The sequence below is a fragment of the Paraburkholderia sp. C35 genome (genome assembly GCF_003121405.1).
In the GTDB taxonomy this organism is placed as follows: domain Bacteria; phylum Pseudomonadota; class Gammaproteobacteria; order Burkholderiales; family Burkholderiaceae; genus Paraburkholderia.
This window is the reverse complement of record NZ_QBUY01000128.1, coordinates 1-24229: the sequence shown is the minus strand read 5'-3', so window position 1 is coordinate 24229 and position 24229 is coordinate 1. Positions and strand designations below refer to the sequence as shown.

The 24229-nt window shown below is 62.6% G+C and carries 18 protein-coding genes; 11 read left to right on the top strand and 7 right to left on the bottom strand.

Features of this window, described 5'->3' with window-relative positions; translation table 11 throughout:
• Together DK391_RS39190 and DK391_RS39185 are read left to right on the top strand one after the other, a co-directional pair.
• Positions 1-1416, top strand: a 1416-nt coding sequence (locus tag DK391_RS39190) for an N-acetylmuramidase domain-containing protein (protein WP_109483371.1), incomplete at its 5' end; no start/stop codon positions are given.
• Entirely contained in the window at positions 1413-2048 is a 636-nt protein-coding gene (locus DK391_RS39185; protein ID WP_109483370.1) for a hypothetical protein, read from the top strand. The genes DK391_RS39190 and DK391_RS39185, both read left to right, overlap by 4 nt.
• 36 nt (positions 2049-2084) lie before the next feature.
• On the opposite strand, the gene DK391_RS39180 is transcribed toward DK391_RS39185, so the two are convergent.
• The 3 genes from DK391_RS39180 to DK391_RS39170 form a co-directional block, all read right to left on the bottom strand.
• Positions 2085-2975, bottom strand: a complete 891-nt coding sequence (locus DK391_RS39180) for a hypothetical protein (protein ID WP_109483369.1) — start codon at positions 2973-2975, stop codon at positions 2085-2087.
• A 155-nt stretch (positions 2976-3130) separates the two neighbouring features.
• Positions 3131-3388: a hypothetical protein gene (locus DK391_RS39175; RefSeq protein ID WP_109483368.1), complete on the bottom strand. Its 258-nt coding sequence runs from the start codon at positions 3386-3388 to the stop codon at positions 3131-3133.
• Positions 3389-3731: 343 nt separating this feature from the next.
• The gene (locus DK391_RS39170) at positions 3732-4547 is read right to left on the bottom strand and encodes an IclR family transcriptional regulator (RefSeq protein ID WP_109483367.1); all 816 of its coding nucleotides are present in this window, start codon (positions 4545-4547) and stop codon (positions 3732-3734) included.
• A gap of 180 nt (positions 4548-4727) precedes the next feature.
• Between DK391_RS39170 and DK391_RS39165 the strand changes: the two genes are divergently transcribed.
• From DK391_RS39165 to DK391_RS39150, 4 genes are all read left to right on the top strand, one after another.
• Positions 4728-5714, top strand: a complete 987-nt coding sequence (locus tag DK391_RS39165; protein WP_109483366.1) for a hydroxymethylglutaryl-CoA lyase — start codon at positions 4728-4730, stop codon at positions 5712-5714.
• Entirely contained in the window at positions 5711-6985 is a 1275-nt protein-coding gene (locus DK391_RS39160) for a CaiB/BaiF CoA-transferase family protein (protein ID WP_109483365.1), read from the top strand. The genes DK391_RS39165 and DK391_RS39160 overlap by 4 nt, the downstream gene beginning before the upstream one ends.
• A gap of 106 nt (positions 6986-7091) precedes the next feature.
• On the top strand, positions 7092-8396 hold the full coding sequence (locus DK391_RS39155) for an MFS transporter (RefSeq protein ID WP_109483364.1): 1305 nt from the start codon (positions 7092-7094) through the stop codon (positions 8394-8396).
• Entirely contained in the window at positions 8393-9526 is a 1134-nt protein-coding gene (locus DK391_RS39150) for an amidohydrolase family protein (protein WP_109483363.1), read from the top strand. Before DK391_RS39155 ends, DK391_RS39150 begins: the two co-directional genes overlap by 4 nt.
• A gap of 35 nt (positions 9527-9561) precedes the next feature.
• On the opposite strand, the gene DK391_RS39145 is transcribed toward DK391_RS39150, so the two are convergent.
• From DK391_RS39145 to DK391_RS39130, 4 genes are all read right to left on the bottom strand, one after another.
• Positions 9562-10698: an MFS transporter gene (locus DK391_RS39145; protein WP_109483362.1), complete on the bottom strand. Its 1137-nt coding sequence runs from the start codon at positions 10696-10698 to the stop codon at positions 9562-9564.
• 34 nt (positions 10699-10732) lie between these two features.
• Entirely contained in the window at positions 10733-11515 is a 783-nt protein-coding gene (locus DK391_RS39140) for a DeoR/GlpR family DNA-binding transcription regulator (protein WP_109483361.1), read from the bottom strand.
• A 155-nt stretch (positions 11516-11670) separates the two neighbouring features.
• The gene (locus tag DK391_RS39135; RefSeq protein WP_109483360.1) at positions 11671-13956 is read right to left on the bottom strand and encodes a PA14 domain-containing protein; all 2286 of its coding nucleotides are present in this window, start codon (positions 13954-13956) and stop codon (positions 11671-11673) included.
• A 337-nt stretch (positions 13957-14293) separates the two neighbouring features.
• Entirely contained in the window at positions 14294-15064 is a 771-nt protein-coding gene (locus DK391_RS39130; protein WP_109483359.1) for a flagellar brake protein, read from the bottom strand.
• Positions 15065-16219: 1155 nt separating this feature from the next.
• On the opposite strand from DK391_RS39130, the gene xdhA reads away from it, so the two are divergent.
• From xdhA to guaD, 5 genes are all read left to right on the top strand, one after another.
• Complete coding sequence (xdhA, locus tag DK391_RS39120; RefSeq protein WP_204117521.1) at positions 16220-17767, top strand: xanthine dehydrogenase small subunit; 1548 nt, start codon at positions 16220-16222, stop codon at positions 17765-17767.
• A complete protein-coding gene (gene xdhB / locus DK391_RS39115; protein ID WP_109483356.1) occupies positions 17764-20184 on the top strand; it encodes a xanthine dehydrogenase molybdopterin binding subunit in 2421 nt (806 codons plus the stop codon). The genes xdhA and xdhB overlap by 4 nt, the downstream gene beginning before the upstream one ends.
• 100 nt (positions 20185-20284) lie before the next feature.
• Complete coding sequence (xdhC, locus tag DK391_RS39110; RefSeq protein WP_109483355.1) at positions 20285-21295, top strand: xanthine dehydrogenase accessory protein XdhC; 1011 nt, start codon at positions 20285-20287, stop codon at positions 21293-21295.
• 113 nt (positions 21296-21408) lie between these two features.
• Complete coding sequence (locus tag DK391_RS39105; RefSeq protein WP_109483354.1) at positions 21409-22410, top strand: adenosine deaminase; 1002 nt, start codon at positions 21409-21411, stop codon at positions 22408-22410.
• 38 nt (positions 22411-22448) lie between these two features.
• Complete coding sequence (gene guaD, locus DK391_RS39100) at positions 22449-23786, top strand: guanine deaminase (protein ID WP_109483353.1); 1338 nt, start codon at positions 22449-22451, stop codon at positions 23784-23786.
• The last annotated feature ends 443 nt before the right edge of the window (positions 23787-24229 follow it).

Genomic DNA, 24229 nt, shown 5'->3' with positions numbered 1-24229 from the left:
GATGTCTATAAGAGACAGATCTACACAGTCCAGCCGGGCGACACCCTGAGTGCAATCGCGGGCAAGAAGGGCGTGCCGTGGAAAGACATTGCGCGCGCTAATGAGATTCACGATCCTCGTTCACTGAAGGTAGGACAACGGCTGCGTATTCCGAAGAAGGCCGGCAAGATCACTACCAATACGCTGGACGCCGAGCACAACCCTCTGCCGAATGCGTCTTATCGCATTCGCAGTGGCGATAGACTCGTGTCCGGAACGACCTCTAAGACGGGCCAATTGCAAGAGTTCTGGCCTGACTTCGAAGGTCAGACCGTCGAGATTTTTTTTCAGAAACTAAACGGCGAGTGGAAGAAGGTCTACGAAACGGTTGCAGAAGAAAGCAGCAAGCTGGTCACGCTTGTCAGTCCGCGACTGAAGATTGCCATGCAGACGCAGCCACACCCGCAGAGCGGCGAAGCGCAGAACAAGCCGCCGCAGCCCGGTCCCAAGGCGCCGCCATCGGGCCATCAGACCGATTCATCATTCGCACCGGGCAAGGGCGTGAAGAAAACGCAAACCAGCGACGCGGCGGGCGCTGCGTCTGTGAAGGTGACGAGTGACGATGCGTCGCTGGATGACTTTCTCGACAAATACACGGGTGACCCGATCACCGAGAAGGATTTCGAGGACGCCGCCAAAGAGATCGGCTGCAAGGTCAACGTGATCAAGGCAGTGCACCAGACAGAAGTGGGTGGCGGCAGTTTCACGACTGTCGACGGTAGAACAGTGCCGAAGATTCTTTACGAGCGACACTATTTCTATAAGTTGTCGGGGGGAAAGTACTGGGACACCAATCCGGATCTGTCATGGCCTACGGGCTATTATCGTTTGAAGACGAAGTACATCAAGAAGACGATGCAGCTTAAGGACGAAGACGGCAAGCCGCATGATGTCGATGTCTGGGTTCGCTATAACGCGAAAAAAGACAAGGACCATGCGAAGGACGCGGAAACGGCGCAGGAACTGATCGATGAAGGCGTGCTGACGAAAGAGCGCGATACCTACGGTTCGCTGAGCTATCGCCGTTTGCGCAAGGCGTACAAGCTGGATGCGTCGGCTGCGTTGCAGGCGTGTTCGTGGGGTGCATTCCAGATCATGGGTTCGAACTACAAGACCTTGGGCTACGGCAGCGTACAGGAGATGGTCAAGGATATGTCGAGATCCGAGCGACCTCACCTGAAGGGGTTCGTCAAGTTCGTCAAGGCGGACTCGGCACTCGTTAAGGCAGCCAAAGACGAAGACTTTGCAGCATTCGCGTCTCGATACAATGGCCCCACCTATAAAGAGAACGACTACGACACGAAAATGAAGAACAATTTCGATGCATTCGAAAAAGTGGATGCAGCGAAAAAGCCTCAAAAGGACACAGTAAAGTGATCAGGAATTTCGGCTTGGGATGCGTACTGACGGCGAGCATATTGACAGTCAATTGCGCAAGTGCAGATGAACTTCGTTCGGGCGTGTACGAACTGCGTACGGTTCCCGGCACGCAACTGGACTATCGCAAGGTTTATCTGGCGGTGGAGAAAGGTGAAGTGCAAGGTTTCTTCGATAATCCTTTTACGACGCCAGCTGCCAATAACCCGGATCGCGATCCGACCTGCCGTTTCCTGCTGAAAAGCAGCGACGCCAAAGGCGAGACGATTACATTCGCTACCTGGTTTGATGGCGAGAAGGGCGGCACGATCAGCCTTGCGCCCGGTAACCAGCAATCATGGTCGGTGAAAGTCAATGGCGATTTGCCAAATTGTGAAGTACCGACCATAGAAAGTGGCGATTCACTGACGTTTAAAACAGAGCGGAACTGGATTGGCTTTGCGACGATTGCGAGCAAGCGTGCGCCGCTTTTTTCCGCATCACAAGATGCGGCGCGCACAAAGGGTTATCTGGTGAAGGATGATGTTGTCGCCGTACTGGCGCGTAGCGGCGACTGGGTGCAGGTTGATTACTTTGCGCGTGGTAATGATGTGGTGCGGTGGGTCAGGCGAGGCGATCTGCAGGGCGGCTGATACGATTCGCCAGATGTTTCCGCCGCAACCCGTCAATCAATAATAAAGCCAGCGCCCATACTGCGGCGACCAGTACCACCTTCCCTCATAAGGAGCAGGCTGATACGCATCGCCCCAGGCGGCGGGTTGCCCATAGTAGGTGTACGGGCGCGTGGCCACATAGGTTGGCCGCTGCACGTAAGCGTAGTTTTGCGGAGGCGGCTGCATTGCCACGGGCGGTGGCGCGTACTGCGCACGTGGCCGGGCGTATTGTGGTTGAGGCGCGCTGTATGCCTGTGCCGCGCGTGGCATCGCGGTATCGTAGCCGTCGTCGTCGGCGAGTTCTTCGGGCGGTTGCGCTTGCGGCTGCGGCACGCGTTGCACGGCCTGTCTGCGTACCGGCGCGGCAGCGCGTTGAACCGGCTGGGGCGGCGGCAACTCGTCGGCATCGGTCGAGGCTTCCGTCGACGCTTCCATCGATTCATCAGCAACCGGCGCCTGACGCGCAACCGGCCGCGAAGGCGTTGGCCGAGCTTCGTCGGGTGCAGCGGCCTGCGCACTCTGCTGTTCTGCGAGCGGCTTCGACGTGACGGGCACTTCCTTGACAATCTCGACATCGCTGGCATCGCTATACACGTGCTTGATGTCGAGGATAGGCTTGCGAGCCGCCGGCTTTTGCGCAGTCGCTGAACCTGCCGTGGGCGCCGGCGCTGATGTCGATGTCGCCGCTACCGTCGCCGGCGCTGCACTGGCGGCAGCGCCCCGGCTTGCGGCCTCACGCGCGAGTTCCTGTTTCGCAGCCTGGTAGCCGCGATCGTAGGCCGCTTTCACTTCCCTGTCCTGCGCCTCGGAATCGTCGACCGCGCTGTACGCGTGGGACGGCGCCGAACACAGACAACCCGTGGCGAGCAATGCGCCGGCCATCGTCTGCCTCAAGGTTCCGTCCATGAGGCCTCCCTTTTGGTTATTGATAAGGAATCGTACAACGTCCTGTGTGACAGGCAAATGCCAGCGATACCCCTACGTGCGCTGCCTAACCGAAACTTTGACCGTGTGTGTTCATGCTGCCCGTCACTTCAACTGCAACGCTCGCGGCGCATCCGTCAAGGCTTGCTCCACACCTGCTTCCAGCACATGAGAAAGGTGCCATTGGCGTCTCTCGACACCTTGCCGTCGGCCGCGCACATGGCGCCAGGCTGGGCAGGTCCGGAGCGGGCGACTTCGCGATCAGCGTCGGCGAGCACATCAGCGGGCACGCGGCCCCAGATCGACAGACTGGCGAGCACACCCGCGCAGCCAACCAGCATGATGAGTGTGCGTTTCAACCGGTTGGGGCGGCTGGCGATAAAGTTGAATGACATCGTGAAGCCTCATCGAGCGGGGATTGATGAGCGCTCTTATCGGCATCGTTTGCCGAAAGAATAGAGCGCGGGCCAATTATTTTTTTCGGGCCGGAGTGTAAGAAGTTAGACAGGCGGCAAATATGAAACTGTTCAGGTTTGCCGCCCGATCAGCAGAAAGAAAATAGCCTGAGCATCGTTGATGCTGATTGAATGAGTGCGACCTCGAGTCGTGAGCCGTCATGCGATACACAACGATCTCGTGGGAGGTCGCGGAATGTCATCCGGAGCGACCGGCTTGCCTGGTATCACCGATAAACGCAAACAGAAACGCTAACGTGTGCTGGCGGCTGACTGACTAATGTCACGCGCCGCCTGCCAGATTCTCGCCCGGCGAAAAACCTTCCCGCGCGATATTCGCAATGCTCGCGTCGTACCGCGTGCCGACACCGCCAAGCGCCACCGTCGCCCGCTTTGCGGCTTCGAGCAACGCGCTCAGCGCGGCCGTGATCGTCGATGCCATGTCGAAGCGTGCCTTAGGTCCGGACAGGGTCAGCGCACCCACCAGTTCTCCCGACGCCCCAAAGACAGGCACCGATACCGATGCCGTCTCCGGATCGCGCTCACCGTGCGAGACGGCCCACAGACGCTCGCGCACTTCGTCCCAGCGCGCGTCCTGAGTTTCCGTGAACGCCAGCAGCACCTTGCCCGACGCACCCTTGCCGATAGGAAACTCTTCGCCGACGCGAATCGACACGCGCACGGCGCGTGTGGGTTCGACGCGAAACAGCACGAGCCGATGCTCGCCTTGCCGCACATACAGCGAAGCCGTCTCTCCGAGATCGCGGCTTAGTTGCTGAAGCACGGGTTCGATCACCGGCCCGACCTGGAACGAGCGCTGATAGAGCGCCGCGAGACGCAACGGTTGCGGCCCGATGGCGTACTGCCCGTCGCTCAGCCGGCGAATGAATCCGCCATGTTCCAGCGCGCCGAGCAGACGCAGCACCGTGCTTTTATAGAGATCGGTGCGACGCGACAACTCGGCGAGCGACAGACGATCGTCGGTGGGTCCGAAGGCGTTGAGAATCGCAAACGCGCGATCCAGCACGGCGACGCCGCTCGACTCGTCGTTCGGGGCAGCCGGTTCGGGTGATGTCGTTTCCCGCTTCTCGGTGGGCACAGCCGTTTCCTTGTCAATCTGTACTAAGAACGACTCTATCGTTCTATCACGTAGAACGCAAGTTCCAGAATTTCGTAGAAATCACGGGTTTACCCAGCTTAAACACGCTCCAGTTTGCTCCTATAGTTCTATCAAATAGAACATCATTCTTTCAGATAGAACATCGAAAAGGAGTTCATCTTGGCTATTTCCCCGACGCCCACCGTGCTTGTCAGCGAAGTTGGCCCGCGCGACGGCTTGCAAAGCATCAAGAGCGTGATGCCGACGGCGGCGAAGCTCCGCTGGATTTCCGCGCTGGCCGCTGCCGGATTGAAGGAGATCGAGGTCGGCTCGTTCGTGCCGGCGAGGCTGCTGCCGCAGATGGCAGACATCCACGAAGTCGTCGCCCATGCGCTGACGATTCCGGGCCTGCATGTCGCCGTGCTCGCGCCGAATCTGCGCGGCTCGCAGAGCGCCTTCGAAGCGGGCGTGCACAAGCTCACGTTGCCCGTTTCCGTGACCAATGAGCACTCGATGGCGAATATCCGCAAGACGACCGCGCAGATGATCGACGAGGTACGCGAGATCGTCGCGCTGCGCGATGCGCAGTTTCCGGGTGTGCAGATCGAAGCGGGCGTATCGGTGGCGTTTGGTTGCACGATCGCGGGCGCCGTCAGCGATGACGAGACCATGCGCATGTGCATGGCGATGGCTGAATGTGGTGTCGATGAAGTCGGGCTGTCGGACACGAGCGGCTACGCGAACCCGACACAGGTACGCCGCATGTTCCGCCGCTTGCGTTCAGAACTCGGCGACAAGGCGGGCGGCGCGCATTTCCACAACACCCGCGGACAGGGGCTGGCCAATGTGGTGGCTGCGCTCGAAGCAGGCGTGACCACCATCGACGCAAGCCAGGCCGGTCTGGGCGGCTGTCCGTACGCGCCGGGCGCGACAGGCAACATCGTCACCGAAGACCTCGCGTTCCTGCTCGAAGCGATGGGCTATGACACGGGTATCGACATCGACGCACTCGTGGCGGCTCGCGCGATCCTTGCCGACGCGCTGCCGGGCGAAGCCTTGTACGGACACGTGCAGGACGCAGGGCTGCCGAAGGGTTTCAGCTACGCAGACGGACGGGCGCCGAGCGCGGTGCAACCGGAAGGCTGTCTGCGGGGAGTTGCGCAATGAACGGCAACGCACCCAGTCAGTCGCTGCCCTACAGCGGCGTGCGCGTGATCGAAATGACGCACATGGTGATGGGCCCGACCTGCGGCATGGTGCTCGCCGATCTCGGTGCCGAAGTCATCAAGCTCGAACCGATAGCCGGCGACAGCACGCGTTCACTGCGCGGCTCAGGCGCGGGCTTCTTCGGCACCTTCAACCGCAACAAGAAAAGCCTTGCCGTCGACGTGAAAGATTCGCGCGGCATCGAGATCGTCCACAAGCTGCTGGCGGGCGCGGACATCTTCAGCGAGAACTTCAAGAGCGGCACGATGGAGCGGCTCGGACTCGGCTATGCCGCGCTGTCGAAGCTCAATCCGCGGCTGGTCTACGTATCGCACAAGGGCTTTCTGCCCGGTCCTTACGATCACCGCACGGCACTCGACGAAGTCGTGCAGATGATGGGCGGCCTCGCCTACATGACGGGCCCCGAGGGACGGCCGTTGCGCGCGGGCGCGAGCGTCAACGACATCATGGGCGGCATGTTCGGTGCCATCGGTGCGATGGCTGCTCTCGCGCAGCGTGAACGCACGGGTCTGGGACAGGAAGTGCAAAGCGCGCTGTTCGAGAACAACGTGTTTCTCGTTGCGCAGCACATGATGCAATTCGCGGTGACGGGCAAGGCAGCGGCGCCGATGCCGAGCCGCATCTCCGCGTGGGCGGTGTACGACGTCTTTTCGGTGAAAGACGGCGAGCAGATTTTTCTCGCGGTCGTATCGGATACGCAATGGGCGCTGTTCTGCGACGCGTTCGGCCTTGCCGAGCTGAAGGCAGACGCACGTATCGCCACCAACAACCAGCGCGTGCAGGCGCGCGAGTGGTTGCTGCCGCAACTTCGGCAGCATATGGCGGCGTTCAGCGCGGCGGAAATCAGCGCGACGTTCGAGCGCATCGGCTTGCCCTATGCGCCCATCACGAAGCCACAGGATCTGTTCGACGATCCGCATCTGCTCGCGACAGGCGGCCTCGCCGATGTGACGTTGCCACCCGATGCGAGCGGCGCCGGCAAACCGGTCACCACGCGAACGGCATTGCTGCCGCTGACCTTGGCAGGTGAACGTCTGCGCGTGCGCGCCGCGCCACCCGCACTCGGCCAGGACACGCACGCGCTGCTCGCGCAACTCGGCTATTCCGACGATGAACTCACGCAACTGGTGAACGCCGGCGTGATCGGATGCCAGCACCCGCAGTCGGGCGATGCATCGAGTCCGTCTGCCAACGAACTCGCCAGCGCCTGACGTGGGCCACGAGTCGAACATTACGACAACGCAATTGCTAAGCAACACACTGCCGGGCCTGACGCGACGCCGTCGGGCCTCGTCAGTGAATTGTCTGGAGACGACAATGACTACTCTTTCCTCGGGCATGACGGCGGAGACATCCGCAACGCTCGAACAGCAGGCCGTCAGAAAAGCGGCATGGCGCTTCATTCCGCTGCTCGCGCTTGCCTATTTCTTCAACTACCTGGACCGTACGAGCGTCGGCTTCGCCGCGCTGACGATGAATCGCGATCTCGGTCTGACGGCCACCCAGTTTGGCTGGGGCGCCGGCATCATGTTTGCGGGCTATTGCATCTGCGAAGTGCCGAGCAATCTCGCGTTGTACCGTTTCGGCGCGCGTCGCTGGCTCGCGCGCATCATGATCACGTGGGGCTTGATGGCGGCAGCGACGGCGCTCGCCACCGGGCCGACGAGTTTCTATGCGATCCGTCTGCTGCTCGGCATCGGCGAAGCGGGCTTCTTTCCGGGTGTGATCTTCTTCCTCGCCGTGTGGTTTCCTGCCAGTTATCGCACGCGTGTGCTCGCCTGGTTCACCGTATCGACGCCGCTGTCGTCGCTGGTCGGTGGCCCGCTGTCGTCATGGTTGCTGCAACTGGATGGTCTGCTCGGACTCGCAGGCTGGAAATGGATGTTTATCGTCGAAGGTCTGCCTGCGTGCGTGCTCGGCTATCTCGTGCTGAAAATGCTCGCCGACAAACCCGCCGATGCGCAATGGCTGTCGCGCGAAGAGCGGCTCGCGCTGCAAGATGCGTTCGACCGCGAGGGATCGTCGACGCAGAAGAAAAAGGACTTTCGCACGGCGCTCAAGGACGTGCGCGTCTATATCCTCGCGATGATCTCGTTCGGCTTCACGATGGGTTCGTACGGCATCGGCATCTGGCTGCCGCAGATGCTCAAGGCGCACGGCATGAGCGTGACGCAAACCGGCTGGGTCTCGGCTGTGCCGTATTTCTTCGCCACCATCGCGCTGCTCTGGTGGGCAAAGCGTGTCGACCATCGTGGCGGGCATATTGCGAACCTTGCGGCAGGGCTGCTGATTGGTGCGCTGGCGCTCGGCGTGTCGACATATTTCCATCAACTGTTGCCCGCGATGGTCGGCATCACGCTGGCGCTGATCGGCACGATTGCAGGCCGCACGATCTTCTATACGCTGCCCGCGCGTTTCCTTTCGGGCGAGGCAGCGGCGGGTGGCCTCGCGCTGATCAATTCGATCGGTGCGCTCGGCGGCTTCGCGGGTCCGTATCTGGTCGGCTATCTGAAGGACAGCTTCGGCACCTTCACGGCGGGCATGTTGGGCCTCGCGATCGTGCTCGCGCTGACGAGTCTGCTGACGCTTTCCCTGTTTGCGTTCAATCGGGGGAAGCAATGACAGTGAAGCTCACATCACCGATGCGCCGGCAGATTCTGCGTGCCGCTGCTGCATCGGTTGCCATGCCCGCTTTCGCGGCCACACAGGTTTTCGGCAAGGAAGAGACACGCGCCATGAGTTCAACCAGCAACTATCTGCCCGTGCGTACCGAATGGCTTGCCTCCGGCACGGAAGCCGCGCTCGAGCCGGATATGCCGATCATCGACGCACATCACCATTTCTACGATCGTCCGGGTTGGACCTATCTGCTCGACGAGTATCTCGGCGATGCGCAGTCGGGACACAACATCACGGCTTCGGTGTTCATGCAGGGGCTCACGCATTACCGGCAATCCGGGCCCGAGGCATTGCGGCCCGTGGGCGAGACCGAGTACGTGAGCGCATCGACTGCGCCGCTGCAGACCGCAAAGCCGCAGGTCGCGAAGGGCATCGTCGGCTATGCGGATCTGCGCCGCGGCGCCGCCGTGCGCGATGTGCTCGAGGCGCATCTGCAAGCGGGGCAAGGGCGCTTTCGTGGCGTGCGCCATCTCGTGACGTGGGACGCAGACCCGACGCTGGTCAATCCGTTATCGGCGGGGCCGCGCGGGCTGCTTCTGGATCGCGATTATCGTGAGGGCGTCGCACAACTGGGCGCGCTGGGTCTGTCGTACGATGCGTGGCTCTTTTTTCCCCAGCTTCCGGAACTGTTCGACCTCGCGAAGACGTATCCCGACGTACCTGTCATCGTCAATCATTGTGGCGGCGTGGTGCGCATTGCGAGCTACGAGGACAGGCGCAAGGAGGTCTTCGACAGCTGGTCCCGCTCGATGCGCGAACTGGCGCAACTGCCTAACGTCTATGTGAAGGTGGGCGGTCTGGGCATGCGCATCAACGGCTTCGACTTTGAGAAAGGTGCGCGGCCGCCTTCATCCGTGCAACTGGCCGAAGCATGGAAGCCGTGGATGGACACCTGCATCGACCTGTTCGGTGCGAACCGCTGCATGTTCGAGAGCAATTTCCCGGTCGATAAAGGCTCGTATCCGTACAGCAACGGATGGAATGCGTTCAAGCGCCTGACCGCGCAGGCGAGCCGTGACGAACGGGAAGCGTTGTTCCGCGGCACCGTGAGCAAGGTGTACCGGCTTGCGTGAACATCGCGCGCCGGCGTGCATCGAGATGCGGGCCGTCAGGAACGTTTCGACGTCACCAGGCGCGCGCAAAATGGCACGAGACAGAGCAGCGCGGCCAGCAACCAGAACGCGCCCGGCAACCCGACACCCTTCGCGACGAAGCCCACGGCTGCCGGGCCGACGAGATTGCCCGCATAACCCGTCGTCGTGATCGCGACGACTGCGAGCGATGCAGGCATCGCGCGTTGCGACCCTGCCTGGCGAAACAGCACGGGCACGACATTCGATGCGCCGAGGCCGATCAGCAGGAATCCCGCCATCGCGAGCACCGCGTTCGGTGCGGTCAGCAGCACGACGAAGCCGGCGGTTGCGACCCATCCTCCCCAGAAGACCATGGACCGGTCGCCGATGCGCGCCGTGACGGCATCGCCACCGAGGCGGCCTGCCGTCATCGCAATCGAAAACACCATGTAGCCGAGTCCGCCCTGCGTGGCGGCGACGAGGCCCGTGCCCGTGATCAGCAGCGCGCTCCAGTCGAGCAGCGCACCTTCGACCAGAAACGTGATCGCGGTGAGTCCCGCCAGCACCAGCACGATGCCGCGCGGCGCGACGAACAGCGGGCCTTCTTTCGCTTCGGCGGTTTCGATCAGCCGCGAGCGCGCGGCCACGATGGCCGCGAGCATCACAGCCGTGCACAGCAGCGTGCTTTCGAGCGGGCCGATGTGCATGGACAGCAGAAACGTCATCACCATCGAGCCAGCAAATCCGCCGACGCTGAATAACGCATGAAAGCCGGACATCAAAGGCCGCGCTTCCAGCCGCTCGACGTCGATTGCATGGATGTTCATGGCGACATCGAGCGAACCGAGCGACGCGCCGAACGCAAGCAAGGTCAGGCCGAGCGTGAGCGGTGTATCGACCACCGTCAGCAACGGCAGGATCACGGCCACGCCGAGCGCGCCCGCGACGATGATCGGCTTGCTGCCGTAGCGCGCGCTGAGTGCGCCTGTGATCACCATCGCGATCACGGAGCCGAGCCCGATGCACAGCAGCAGCAAGCCGAGCATGCCGTCATCGACGCCCAGCCGCTGTTTGGCAAAAGGCACGAGCGGCGCCCAGCACGCAATGCCGAATCCTGCCACGAGGAAGGCGAGGCGGGTGGCGAGCCGGGCGGCGGGCTGTCCGGAAGTCATGGTGGCTGAGTTCATGAGTGATGGGCGTGCAGGTTCACAGGCTGGCGGGAGGATCGGCCTTGACCACAGTCGGTCCGGACTTCGACAGGGCGGCACGCTCCGCGCGCGGCAGATCGTGTTCGACGATCACGCATTCGATCGACTTGAACGTGGCGACGCGGTGCGGCGCGCGGGCGTCGAATTTATCGGTGAGCGCAAGCACGACGCTGTGCTCGCTTGCGGCGAGCGCTGCGCGTTTGAACATCGCGTCGGCGAGACCGAAGGCGCTGATGCCGCTCTTCGTCGAGATCGCGCACGAGCCGATGAAGCAGCGGTCGATATTCAGGTGCGCGATCTGCTCGACGGCGCTGGCGTCCACGCATCCTCCTACGGCTGTGTCGACCGATCCACCGATCATGATCAGTTGCAGATCGGAGCGGCGCAGCACGGCGGCGGCGATATCGACGGAATTGGTTGCGACGGTGAGTTCGCTTTCTTCGGGCAACAGTTCGACAAGGGCGAGATTGGTGCTGCCGCTATCGAGGAACAACAGTTCGCCGGGTTGAATCAGCGGCACGGCTGCGCGGGCGAGCGCGGCCTTGCGCTCGCGTGCCACGTCCATTCTTGCCGTCATGGGCGCGGACGCCGGCGTGATTGGTAATGCACCGCCGTAGACCCTGCGGCAGCGGCCTTCGGCTGCCAGTGCGCGCAGATCGCGGCGCACGGCGTCTTCTGACACGTTGAATTCGGCAGCGAGGGCGGTTGCGACGACGGACTGGCCTTGCGCAAGCCGGCTGGCGATTTCGTCGCGGCGTGCGAGCGGGATGTCTTCATTCATGCTCGCATCTTAACGTGCATAAACAAGAATGTAAACGTGCACAAACGTGCACGATGGCGACAGGCCGATGTGAACAAGCCGGCACCGCTTTCGCGGCGCCGGCTTCAGGCGAAACATCAGAAAGAACGGCGACGGGATGGACCCGCGTCAGCCCGTCAGTTCGACGTCACGAGCGGACTGGACGGCACGATCCGCACGGCAGTGGGGCTTTGCGCAAGCGGATTCCACCACGACAGATGCATGTTCGCGGGGCCGGTGCCGTGCACATACTCGACCTTGATCGATGTGGGCTGCTTCGCGTTCAGCCATGCGAGGCCGCTGGTTGTCGAGCGCGTCGAGGTCTTCTTGTTGATGACTTCGACGCCGTTGATCCACACGCGCGCGACGTTGTCGCTGTTGACCGAGAACGTGTAGAGACCCGGCAAGGAGGCTTCGATCGCGCCCGTCCAGCGGATACCGTAGTTGGTCGCATTGATGCCCGCGGACGCATCCGGCGAATCGGTGCCGCGCTCCGTGTTCAGATCGAAATCGACCAGTGGCGTCACCGAAGTCTTGACGGGTGCGCTGGCGAAGGTCGGATCGTTGTAGTACGCGACGTTCAGCACCGGCAGCTTCACCTCGAACCCGCCCGTCAGCGCCTGAACCTCCGATGTCTGCCACGGATGGCCGTCCGGATAGATCGTCCCCTGGAACGGTGGGGCGGGTTCGACCGTCGCGGGCGCACTTGGCACCTGACCCCAGTGAAAGCGCGTGTTGGTGCGACCGATCATCAGTTCCCAGATGATGAAGCCCGTCGAGCCGCCATAGTTCGACACGATGCCCGGCATCGTCTGCCCGGTTGTGCCCGGGAAGCCGCGCTGCAGCGTTTCCGAGTTCAGCGCATTCACATAGCTGCCGTTGACCGGCCCAGTGTACGGGTTGTTATACGGATGGAACGCGTAGAAGTCGGAGAAGTACGTGCCTTCGTCTTCCTGCACCTGCGGCGAGTTGATCGGCTGCGAAGCGCCCGCGTTGAGGATGGCGATGCGCGCATCGTTCATCAGCACCGCGCGCGTTTCCTGCAGCGCGCCGTTGCCGCTGCAGCCCGGCTCGTTCATCGGCTCCCAGAAGATGATGCGCGAGTCGTTCCGGTGCGGCGCGACGAAGTCGGTGATGTAGTTCGCGAGGCTCGCCTTGTACGTGATCGACGCGTTCGATGCTGTCGGCTGGAAGTACGCCTGTTCGATCGGTGTGCCGGGCGACTGTACCCACTGGCTGTTGTGCACGCCCCAGACTGGCGCGGGCTGCGGGCCGAACGCCGGCGTCGGGTTCCAGCAGTCGTCATAGAAGATCGGCGACACCTTGATGCCGTGGCGCGACGCGATTTCCAGCAGGTTCTCGAACTTGCTGAGGAACGCGACCCGGTCGTTGGCCCATACGAGGTAATGCAGATACACCGCAATCGTGTTGACGCCGTAGGTCTGTGCGTACGTGAGTTCGCGGTTGACGATTTGCGGATCGTAGTTTTCCCAGAAGTCGATCGCGTTGACGGCCGTCGATGGCGTGTAGACCATGCCGACCACTTTCGAGAAATCGAAAGTTGGCGATTTCACGGCCGGATACGTCTTGACCGTGATGTTGCTGAAGGTCGCGCCGACACCGAAGCGCCGCACGCCGAAGCTGCCGTTCGCAAATGCCGCGGGCAGTGCGTTGGTGGCGTCGTTGGCGCTGATCACGCGCTTCTGGTCGAGATCGACGGGGATGGCCGTGCCGCTCGTGGTCACTTTCAGATGGTGCGTGCTGCCGCCCGTGATGCTGCTGTTCGGGTACTGGATGAACTGCGTCCAGTTGTTGTTCTCGCGACCGACCACCAGCGTATGCGAGCCGGTATCGAGACCGATGTAGTAGCCCGTCAGGCTGTCGGGGCCGCCTGCCGTCGGATTGGTGGTGCGCACGACGAAGCCTGCGTTGGCTGCGCCCACGCCGACCGGATCGCTGACCGTGACGTCCGCTTCATAGGACGCCGTCGCGTAGGTGCTGCCGAGCGCGACGGCCTTGTCGCCGGCGCCCGTGCCGTTGGTCGCGGGCGCGGGAATCGCGATGCTCGATGCCGTCGTGCCGGGCGTCCAGCCTTGCGTCGAACCGGGCGCGAGATAGCTGGTGAAGTCGCCGAAGCTGAGCGTGGTGGTCGAGAGCGCGGCGGGCGGCGCTGGCGGCGTGTACGGCGTGAGATGCTGGTTGGGATCGCTGATGACGACAGCGGGCGTGGTGGTTCGCATGCCGAGTGGCGTCGATCCCGCGAGCTTGAACTCGTTCTGTACAGCCGCCGACGCCGCCGCCGACGCGGCATTGACGTTGGGCGTCTGAGCGTCCGCTACTGCCGAGGGGTTCGATGAATCGCCGTTTCCTCCACACGCGGTCAGAACGACCGCGCTTGCCGCAAGCACGATGAGGTTGCGCACCTGTCTCTCCTGAATCCCCGGTTATCGAAGGTCAACATTATTATTATTAATTTATTCAGCATGACTTCACCCTCGCCGTGTACAGGCGATCCCAGGTATTGCGGAAGGGACGGTAAGGATAGGTGGAATTAATAATATTATTAGTCATGAACTCCTGTATCGGGAGTTTCCCTGACGGATGCGCGATAACACACGCGGTTCTTTCAGGTGAACCTGTGGGAGGTCGATGCGTGAAAGGTAGGGGCGATGGCGGGCGACGCCGGGCGATGCGGGTATCAGACGTTCAAACGAAAGTGGCCGCGAATGCGGCCACCCTTAACAGCATGTCAGTCGGAAATCAGGCGCGCGATGCGACTGTCAGCCGTTTCGTTTCGAGTTGCGTGATCGCGCGTTGCAGCGTGCGTTCGGCGGTGCCTGGCAGATCGACGAAACGGCAACCGAGGACGGTTTGAAGCTCGCCGCTCGCTGTCATCGTTTTGCGCGGCGCGACGATTTCGAGGTCGATCTGCAGCGTGCCGAAGCTGCCGAGTCTCAGCGTGACGTCGTGCAGGATGCTGCCGGGTTCGACGTCATCGAAGCGTGAATCGGTGGTTCTCAACGCCACGCCGCCAAGCGACAGGTCTTTCAGGACGAGCCTGAACGGGTCGCAGCCTGTCTGGTTGCCGCTTGCGGTGAACGGGTCGAGCATGGGCGTTTCGACGCGGAAGTATTCCCGGCGCTGCACGTAGTAGAGCACGGCGGGAAACGATGCCTCGAAAGCGAGCCGACCTTCGAAGGTGGTGATGGTCGCTGCGCCGGTTGTGAATTCGGTGCGGATACCGGAAGGCGTGCCGTGGAATTGCAGTTCTTTGGCGGTTGCGAGTGCCTGATTGTCGGTGTCGACGCTGCCGAGGTCGAAGATGAATGTCGAGTGACGCGAATCGACGTCGAGGAGTTGCGTGACGATCTGTTTGCCGTTGAATTCGACCGAGATGAAATCCTGGCGCGTCACGAGACCGCGCAGGCAGACGGCGATCTGCAAAGCATGACGTTGCGCGTAGTTTTCGAGCGCGATCGAGGTGTGGTCGCGATTGGCGGTGTCGGGGCTGAGCGGGAGGGCGGCGATCATTTTGCGTGTCCGTGCGGTGTTTGTCTGTTTGTCCGGGGCGGTGGCCTTTCGGGTGACTGAACTGCAGGGACTGTGCCAGGCGAGTGGGATGGGGTTGGGGTTGGTTGTTTTTTTGTTGGGAGCCGCTTCTGGTAAGGGATTGGGGGTTTCGTTGAGGGTCGGGTTTGTTGCGCTGTGAGTGCGGATGCTACGTAACGGGGGTGGGGGCGTTACGGACACGTTAGGGGTTCTGCTGTGCTCGGTTTGGTGGTTGCATCCGCGTTTTGTCAGTGGTCTGCTAGCGTTGCCCCTGTGCGGGGCGGCACCTACTTTTCTTTGCCGCGGCAAAGAAAAGTAGGCAAAAGAAAGCCGCTGAACACCGCCAGCCCTTGTACTTGCCTGCGGGTCCCCAGCCGGTCCTATCCTTCATGCGGCATCACTCGTCTCAATGCCCGCTGCCGGCGCTCTTTAAGGGCGCATCACCCGCTTCAAACTCCCGCGTCTCAGCGGACCTTACCAGTCAGTCCACGGCCGCCCAGGTGGCAAACGGTGTGTCGGTTATCGCGGCGTATGCGCTCCACTCCGGACTGAAAAGCAAAGGCGGTGTGTCTTGTAGGATCGCCGACGCATAATGCGCGACAACCTACACACCGTTTGCCACCTGGGCTGCAGTGACGGGTCGCTGCCGCTGGATGCGCTACGGGTGAGTGGAGTGGGTGAGGCGCCCATAAAGAGCGCTGGCAGCGGGCATCGAGAAGGGCGATGTCGCGCACAGGACGGGGCCGTTGGGGGCCCGCAGGCAATCACAAGAACTGGCGGTGTTAGCCCGCTTTCTTTTGCCTACTTTTCTTTGCGGCGGCAAAGAAAAGTAGGTGCCGCCCCGCACAGGGGCAACACTAGCAGACCACTAACATTAAGCGGACGCCAGCGAAGACCCAAAAAACCACACCAACACCCCGCCCCGCAAGGCCAAACACAAAATCCCACCCTCCAGGCGCCCACGCGCCTCCCCACCTTATGACAACCATCGAATATCCCCCATTCGAGCAGAAAAATATTTTTGGGACAAAGTGGTGTTAAGGTCGTACATGGATGGCGATCTACGTGCGCGAGGCCGGCTACGGCGCGACCCCATGCGTAACGCGCGCCCGGTCCGCAATGTCTTCAGGATTCGCCGTGACAACGCAAACCATCCGCTTCTATCACCAGGGAACCGTCCGCGAAATCAGCGGCGTGCCCGCTTCGCGCACCGTGCTCCAGCACCTGCGCGAAGACCTGCGTTGCATGGGCACGAAGGAAGGCTGCGCGGAAGGCGATTGCGGCGCGTGCACAGTCGTCGTGGGTGAACCCGACGCGCACGGCCATCTCAAGCTCAAGGCCGTCAACGCCTGCATCCAGTTTCTGCCGACTCTCGACGGCAAAGCACTCTTCACCGTCGAAGACCTGCGCGACCCGAACGGCGCGCTGCACCCTGTTCAACAGGCGCTGGTCGACTGCCATGGCTCGCAGTGCGGTTTCTGTACGCCCGGCTTCGCCATGTCGATGTGGGCGCTCTACGAAAACCAGCCCGCCGGCGCCGGCCTGCCGACCCGCGACGAAATCAACACCGCCCTCTCCGGCAACCTGTGCCGCTGCACCGGCTACCGGCCGATCGTCGAAGCTTCGCAGAAAATGTTCGACGAGCAGCACTACCCGCGCGCGAGCCTCGACCGCGCCGCCGTCGTCAAGGCGCTCCAGTCGATCCAGCGCAGCGATACCTTCGAATACCGCGCGCCCGACGTGCGCGGCGCATCGTACGGCTCGCCCGCGTTCTTCGCACCCGTCACGCTCGACGCTTTCGCCGCGCTGCGCGCCCAGCACCCGCATACGCGGCTGCTGGCAGGCAGCACCGACGTCGGCCTGTGGGTCACCAAGCAGTTCCGCGATCTCGGCGACATCTTGTATATCGGCAACGTCGCCGAACTGAAAACGATCGAACGCGACGCGCAGACGCTCACCATCGGCGCCGCCGTCTCGCTCGACGACGCCTACGCCGCGCTCACCGTCGACTATCCCGAACTCGCCGAACTGTGGACCCGTTTCGCGTCGCTGCCGATTCGCAATGCGGGCACGCTTGGCGGCAATGTCGCGAACGGTTCGCCCATCGGCGATTCGATGCCTGCGCTGATTGCGCTCAACGCACTCGTCGTGCTGCAGCGCGAGCGCAAGACGCGCACGCTGCCGCTCGACACGTTCTATCTCGGCTATCAGAAAACCGCGCTCGAAGCGGGCGAATTCGTTGCGGCGATCCGCGTGCCGCGTCCCGCAACGGATCTGCGTTTTCGCACGTACAAGGTCTCGAAGCGCTACGACCAGGATATTTCGGCTGTGTGCGGCGCGTTTGCGCTGCGTATCGTGGACGGCGCAATCGCCGATGTGCGGATCGCGTTCGGTGGCATGGCCGCGACGCCGAAGCGCGCGCAGCATGCCGAAGCCGCGCTGCAAGGCGCTCCCTGGGACGCCGACGCCGCACGACGCGCAATGGACGCGGTAACGGCCGACTTCCAGCCGCTCAGCGACATGCGCGCGACCAGCGCGTATCGACTGAAGGTTGCGCGCAATCTGCTGTGGCGCTTCCATCTGGAAACGCGCGACGCCAATCCGCTCGCGCTGTGCGATGTCAATGCGTTCGCCTTCGAAGCCAGCACACTGCACACGGCGAGCGCGCAGGAGCAGACGCCATGAACAGGCGCACCGATGTCTTCATCCAGCACCCGGACCATGAGGCGCAAGCCGCCATCGGCGTGCCGTTGCCGCATGAGTCGGCGGCGCTGCACGTGAGCGGCGAAGCCACCTACACCGACGACATTCCCGAACTCGCGCAAACGCTGCATGCGGCGCTCGGCTTGTCGCGGCATGCTCACGCGCGCATCGTCTCGCTCGATCTCGATGCCGTGCGCGCCGCGCCCGGCGTGGTCGCCGTGCTGACGGCCGATGACATTCCCGGCGAAAACAACTGTGGCCCCGTCCTGCACGACGATCCCATTCTCGCCGATGGTGAAGTGCTGTATCTCGGCCAGCCCGTTTTCATCGTGATCGCACAGACGCATGAACTGGCGCGGCGCGCGGCAGCGCTTGCGAAAAGCGATGACGTCGTGCGCTACGAACCGCTCGAAGCCGTGCTCACCGCTGCCGACGCCAAGGCGAAAAAGCAGTACGTGCTGCCGCCGCTGCATCTGAAGCGCGGCACGCCGCACGAGAAGATCGCAAGCGCGCCGCATCGGCTCGAAGGCACCTTCGAAGTCGGCGGCCAGGAGCAGTTCTATCTGGAAGGCCAGGTCGCGTATGCGGTGCCGAAGGAAATGGACAGCATGCTCGTCTATAGCTCGACGCAGCATCCGAGCGAAATGCAGCATGTCGTCGCGCATATGTTCGGCTGGCCGACCCACAGCGTGATTTGCGAATGCAGACGCATGGGCGGCGGCTTCGGCGGCAAGGAATCGCAGTCGGCGCTGTTCGCGTGTGCGGCTGCGCTGGCCGCGCAACGCTTGCGCCGTCCCGTGAAGCTGCGCGCCGACCGCGACGACGACTTCATGATCACGGGCAAACGCCACGACGCGATCTATGCCTACGAAGCCGGTTTCGACGACGACGGCCGCATCCTCGGCGCGCGCGTCGAAATCGCGTTGCGCGCGGGCTTTTCGGCGGACCTGTCGGGCGCCGTGGCGACGCGCGCCGTGTGTCACTTCGACAACGCGTATTACCTGTCGGATGTCGATATCGTCGCGTTGCCGTGCAAGACCAACACGCAGTCGAACACCGCGTTTCGCGGCTTCGGCGGGCCGCAAGGCGCGCTGATAATGGAAGTGATGATGGACGGCATCGCGCGTGAGCTGAAGCGCGATCCGCTCGATGTGCGCCGCGCGAACTTCTACGGCATCGGCGAGCGCAACGTCACGCCGTACGGTCAGACCGTCGAAGACAACGTGATCGCGCCGCTCACGGACGAACTGATCGGCACCAGCGACTACACGGCGCGCCGCGCGGCTATTGCCGCATTCAATGCATCGAGTGCGGTGCTCAAGCGCGGCATCGCGTATTCGCCCGTCAAGTTCGGCATCTCGTTCAACGTGCCGTTCCTGAACCAGGCAGGTGCGCTCGTGCATGTCTACAAGGACGGCTCGGTGCTCGTCAACCACGGCGGCACGGAGATGGGCCAGGGGCTGAACACCAAGGTCGCACAGGTGGTGGCGAACGCGTTCGGCCTGCCGCTTTCGCGCGTGCGCGTGACGGCAACCGATACGTCGAAGGTCGCCAACACGTCCGCTACCGCTGCCTCGACGGGCAGCGATCTGAATGGCAAGGCGGCCGAAGCCGCCGCGCAGACGATCCGGGAACGTCTCGCTGAACTCGCAGCGAAGCAACTCGGCGGCAAACCGGAAGACGTGACCTTCGAGAACAGCGAAGTGCACGCGAACGGCGCGGCGATGCCATTTGCACAACTGGTCGGCGCGGCGTATCTGGCGCGTATCCAGTTGTGGTCGGATGGTTTCTATGCAACGCCCAAGGTGCATTGGGATGCGAAGACGCTGACGGGTCATCCGTTCTACTACTTCGCTTACGGCGCGGCCGTCGCGGAAGTCGTGATCGATACGTTGACGGGCGAATGGAAACTCGTGCGCGCCGACGTACTGCACGATGCCGGCCAGTCGATCAACCCCGCCATCGATCTCGGCCAGGTGGAAGGCGCATTCATCCAGGGCATGGGCTGGCTGACGACGGAAGAGCTCTGGTGGAACCGCGATGGACGGCTGATGACGCACGCGCCATCCACCTACAAGATTCCTGCCATCAGCGATACGCCCGCCGCGTTCAACGTGAATCTGTATCACAACCCGAACGTCGAGCCGACCGTGTTCCGTTCGAAGGCTGTCGGCGAGCCGCCGCTGCTGCTGCCGTTCTCGGTGTTTCTTGCGATCCGCGATGCCGTCGCGGCCACCGCACCCGAGGCCCCGCCCGCACCGCGGTTACGCGCGCCCGCGACGCCTGAAGCCATTCTCGACGCGATCGAGGCGCTTCAGGCCGGAACGCCCGTTGCTCCGATCCAGTCAGCGGCCAGTCCCAGCTCGCAGGAACCGGCTGGCGCGGGCACGACCGCATAGCAAGAAACCTGTAGCACGTGCCGCGCGCCACGACCGCAACGCACACACGATCAACCGGCTGCGCGGCCAACCCGCGCGGCCTTGTAAGGAGAACCGCCGGATGCATGCCTGGCTCACCGATCTGCAGCAACTGCTCGCGCACGGCGACGCCGTCGTGCTCGTGACGGTCGCGCGCGCCGAAGGCTCGGCGCCACGCGATGCCGGCACCAAGATGATCGTCACGCGCGATTCGGCGCGTCACACCATCGGTGGCGGGCATCTCGAATGGAAAGCGATCGAAAGCGCGCGCCAGGTGCTGCGCGACGGCATGCGCGCGCCGAACATGCGGCGGCTCGAACGCTTCGCACTGGGACCGAGCCTCGGGCAGTGCTGCGGCGGCGCCGTGGTGCTCGCGTTCGAGCGGCTCGATATCGGCGATCTCGGTTGGGTCACGTCGCTCTCGAAGCGCGTGCCGGCGGGTCAATCGGTGGTGCGTAGCGTATCATTCGGGCCCGCACCCGATGCGGTGATGCTGTCCGATCCGGAACCGGGCGTCGAAAGCGCCGACTGCCTGTTGTGGGACGGCGCGGGTTTCGACGACAGCAGCGCGCTGCTCACCGAGACCATTGCGCCGCGCGACTTTCCCGTCGTGCTGTTCGGCGCGGGGCACGTGGGCGCCGCGCTCGTGCGCGTGCTGGCCACCTTGCCCTGCCATGTGCACTGGGTCGACGAACGCGACGCGCAGTTCCCGCCGCCAGAAACGCTGGGCGCGGCGAACCTGACGATCGAAGCGAACGACGCGCCCGACGAAGCCATCGACAAGGCCGCGCCGCACACGTACTTCATCGTGATGACGCACAACCACGCGCTCGATCTCGATCTTGCCGAGCGCATCCTGCGACGCGGCGACTTCGCGTTCTTCGGCATGATCGGCTCGCATACCAAGCGCAAGCAGTTCGAGCACCGGCTTGCCGCGCGCGGTTTCGATCCGGCCACGATTGCGCGGATGAAATGTCCGCTCGGCGTGGATGGCAGCGTCGACAAGTCGCCGGAGATCATTGCGATCTCGGCGGCAGCGCAATTGCTGCAGGCCGTCGAAGCCACCGCAGCGCACGCGATGCAGACGGTTTGAGCATCGACGCATTGGGGGACGCCTGACTAGCCATCGGGTGTTGAATAAATCAACTGATAACTCCTTGACCGACCATGACGACAAAACCACTTTCCCCGCTAGTTGAGAAGGCAATGGCCGCACCGAAGGCCGAGCTGCATATTCATATCGAAGGCTCGCTCGAACCCGAACTGATCTTCAAGCTCGCCGAACGCAACGGCGTGAAGCTCGCGTATGACTCGATCGAGGCGCTGCGTGCCGCGTATGCGTTCACCGATCTGCAATCGTTCCTCGACATCTACTACGCGGGCGCAAGCGTGCTGCTGAAGGAAGAGGACTTCTACGACATGACGATGGCCTACGTCGAGCGCGCGCTCGCGGACAACGTCGTGCACACGGAGATCTTCTTCGATCCGCAGACGCACACCGAGCGCGGCGTGTCGATCGCCACCGTGGTTGCGGGCATTGACCGTGCGCTGGCCGAAGCCGAAACGCGCGGCCTCACCAGCAAGCTGATCCTGTGCTTCCTGCGCCATCTGTCGGAAGAAGATGCACTCGCAACGTTCGATGCCGCACTGCCCTTGTTCGACCAGTACAAACAACGGCTGATCGGCGTGGGCCTCGATTCGTCCGAGCGCGGCCACCCGCCGTCGAAGTTCGAGCGCGTGTTCGCCAAGGCCCGCGATAAAGGCCTGAAACTGGTCGCGCACGCAGGCGAGGAAGGCCCGCCGTCGTACATCTACGAAGCGCTCGATCTGCTGAAAGTGGATCGCGTCGATCATGGCGTGCGCAGTATCGAAGACCCGGCGCTGGTTGCGCGACTCGCCGATTCGCGCGTGGCGCTGACGGTGTGCCCGCTGTCGAACCTGAAGCTGTGCGTGTTCGACGACATGACCAAACATACGTTGAAGGCGCTGCTCGACGAAGGCGTCGCCGTCACCGTGAATTCCGACGATCCCGCCTACTTCGGCGGCTACGTCAACGAAAACTACCTCGCGACGATCGATGCGCTCAAGCTCGACGGCGACGAGGTGTACACGATCATCCGTAACAGTTTCGAGGCGTCGTTCGTGACGCCGTCGGAACGCGACGCGATGATCGCCAGACTCGATGCGCACTGGCGCGCATCTGCTTGATCCCCGCTTGATCTAATAGTTCGGAGACGGTTTCACTCATGACTCAAACAGCTTATCGCGCACAACTGCTGACGTTCAACGGCGATCCTGCGCAATCGTCCAACGCCGCGGTCTTCAACGAAGACGGCCTTCTGATCGTCGAAGACGGGCACGTCGTTGCCGCGGGCGCATATGCGTCCACGGCGGCGCGGCTTGCGCCTGGGACACAGGTGGTCGAGATGCGCGACAAGCTGATCGTCCCCGGCTTCATCGATACGCACATTCACTTCCCGCAGACGGACATGATTGCGTCGCCCGCGCCGGGATTGCTGCCGTGGCTCGACACGTACACCTTCCCGACCGAGCGCGGCTTCAGCGACGCCGCCGTCGCACAGGACACGGCGCGTTTCTTCGTCGACGAACTGCTCGCGTGCGGCACGACGACGGCACTCGTGTACTGCACGGTGCACAAGCAGTCGGCCGATGCGCTGTTCACGGAAGCGCAGAGCCGCAATGTCCGGATGATCGGCGGCAAGGTGCTGATGGACCGCAACTGTCCCGAGTTTTTGCGCGACACGGCGCAAACGGGTTATGACGACAGCGCCGAACTGATCGAACGCTGGCATAACAAGGGACGTCAGATGTACGCGCTGACGCCGCGTTTTGCGCCGACGTCAACGGAAGCGCAACTCGAAGCCACGGGCGCGCTGGCAAAGCTGCACCCTGATGTATTCATTCAGAGCCACGTCGCGGAGAATCATGACGAAGTGAAATGGGTGGCGAGTCTGTTTCCTGGGCATCGCAGTTATCTCGACATCTACGATCACTATGGTTTGCTGCGTCCGCGCGCCGTGTATGGGCACTGCATTCATCTCGATGCCGAGGACCGCCGGCGTATGGCCGAGACGCGCACGGTGGCTGCGCATTGCCCGACGTCGAACCTGTTTCTCGGCAGCGGACTGTTCGATTTCGACAAGGCTGGGGAATCGGGGATGGCGGTTGCGCTGGCCACGGACGTCGGTGGCGGCACGTCGTTCTCGATGCTGCAGACGATGAACGAAGCGCACAAGGTTGCGCGGCTTGGCGGGCATCATCTGACGGCGACGCGGATGTTCTGGCTGGCGACGGCAGGTGCTGCCGAGGCGCTCGATCTTGCTGATAAGGTCGGCACGCTGGGCGTGGGTTCCGAGGCGGATTTTGTCGTGCTGGATCCTAAGGCTACGCCGTTGCTGGCGCGCCGGACTGCGCGGACTGAGACGCTCGAAGAACTGCTGTTTGCGTTTGCCCTGCTCGGGGATGATCGGGCTGTGTTTGAGACTTATGCTGCTGGGGCGCGGGTGCATCGGCGTGATGATGTGCGCCAGCAGGCGGCTGGTCGCGATCGGATCGCTGCGTGATTTTTTTTGGTTGTCTGTGACGCTGGTTTAGGCTTTGTGTTCTCGCTGGCATCCGCGTTTTGTTAGTGGTACCTCACGCGTCGCCCCTGTGCGGGGCAGCACCTACTTTTCTTTGCCGCGGCAAAGAAAAGTAGGCAAAAGAAAGCCGCTGAACACCGCCAGTTCTTGTAGTTGCCTGCGGGCCCCCCACCGGTCCTATCCTTCATGCGGCATCACTCTTCTTGATGCCCGCTGCCAGCGCTCTTTAAGGCCGCATCACCCGCTTCAAGCCCCCGCGTCGCAGCGCGCCTTACCAGTTAGTCCACGGCCGCCCAGGTGGCAAACGGTGTGTCGGCTGTCGCGCCGTATGCGCTTCACTCCGGACTGAAAAGCAAAGGCGGTGTGTCTTGTAGGATCGCCGACGCAGAATGCGCGACAACCTACACACCGTTTGCCACCTGGGC